The 1,022-nt window shown below is 65.9% G+C and carries 1 protein-coding gene; it reads left to right on the top strand.

Annotated elements, in window-relative coordinates; genetic code table 11:
• On the top strand, window positions 1-1,022 hold a 1,022-nt coding region (tuf, locus tag D7X12_RS41510; RefSeq protein WP_120630580.1), incomplete at both ends, for an elongation factor Tu.

Genomic DNA, 1,022 nt, shown 5'->3' with positions numbered 1-1,022 from the left:
GGCGCCACGTTCATGGCGTACGACCAGATTGACAAGGCGCCGGAGGAGCGGGAGCGCGGCATCACCATCTCCACGGCCCACGTGGAGTACAAGACGAAGAACCGCCACTACGCGCACGTCGACTGTCCGGGACACGCCGACTACGTGAAGAACATGATCACGGGTGCGGCGCAGATGGACGGCGCCATCCTGGTGGTTTCGGCGGCGGACGGCCCGATGCCGCAGACGCGCGAGCACATCCTGCTGGCCCGCCAGGTCGGCGTGCCCTACATCGTCGTCTTCCTGAACAAGGTGGACATGCTGGACGACCCCGAGCTGCGCGAGCTCGTGGAGATGGAAGTCCGGGACCTGCTGAAGAAGTACGAGTTCCCCGGCGACAGCATCCCCATCGTCCCTGGCTCGGCGCTCAAGGCGCTCGAGGGCGACACCAGCGACATCGGCGAGCCGGCCATCCTGAAGCTGATGGAGGCGGTGGACAGCTACATCCCGACGCCGGTGCGCGCGACGGACAAGCCCTTCCTGATGCCCGTGGAAGACGTCTTCTCCATCGCCGGCCGTGGTACGGTGGCGACGGGTCGCGTCGAGCGCGGCATCATCAAGGTCGGCGAGGAAGTCGAAGTCGTCGGTCTGCGCGCGACGCAGAAGACGGTCGTGACGGGCGTGGAGATGTTCCGCAAGCTGCTGGACGAGGGCCGCGCGGGCGACAACATCGGCGCGCTGGTGCGTGGCCTCAAGCGCGAGGACATGGAGCGCGGCCAGGTGCTGGCGAAGCCGGGCTCCATCACGCCGCACACCAAGTTCAAGGCGCAGATTTACGTGCTGTCGAAAGAAGAGGGTGGCCGTCACACCCCGTTCTTCAAGGGCTACCGCCCGCAGTTCTACTTCCGCACGACGGACGTGACGGGCACGGTGAAGCTGCCGGAGAACGTCGAGATGGTGATGCCGGGCGACAACATCGCGATCGAGGTGGAACTCATCACCCCGGTGGCGATGGACAAGGAGCTGCGGTTCGCCATTCGTGA

It is taken from the genome of Corallococcus sicarius (assembly GCF_003611735.1).
Taxonomy (GTDB): domain Bacteria; phylum Myxococcota; class Myxococcia; order Myxococcales; family Myxococcaceae; genus Corallococcus; species Corallococcus sicarius.
This window is presented reverse-complemented; position numbering and strand designations above follow the sequence as displayed.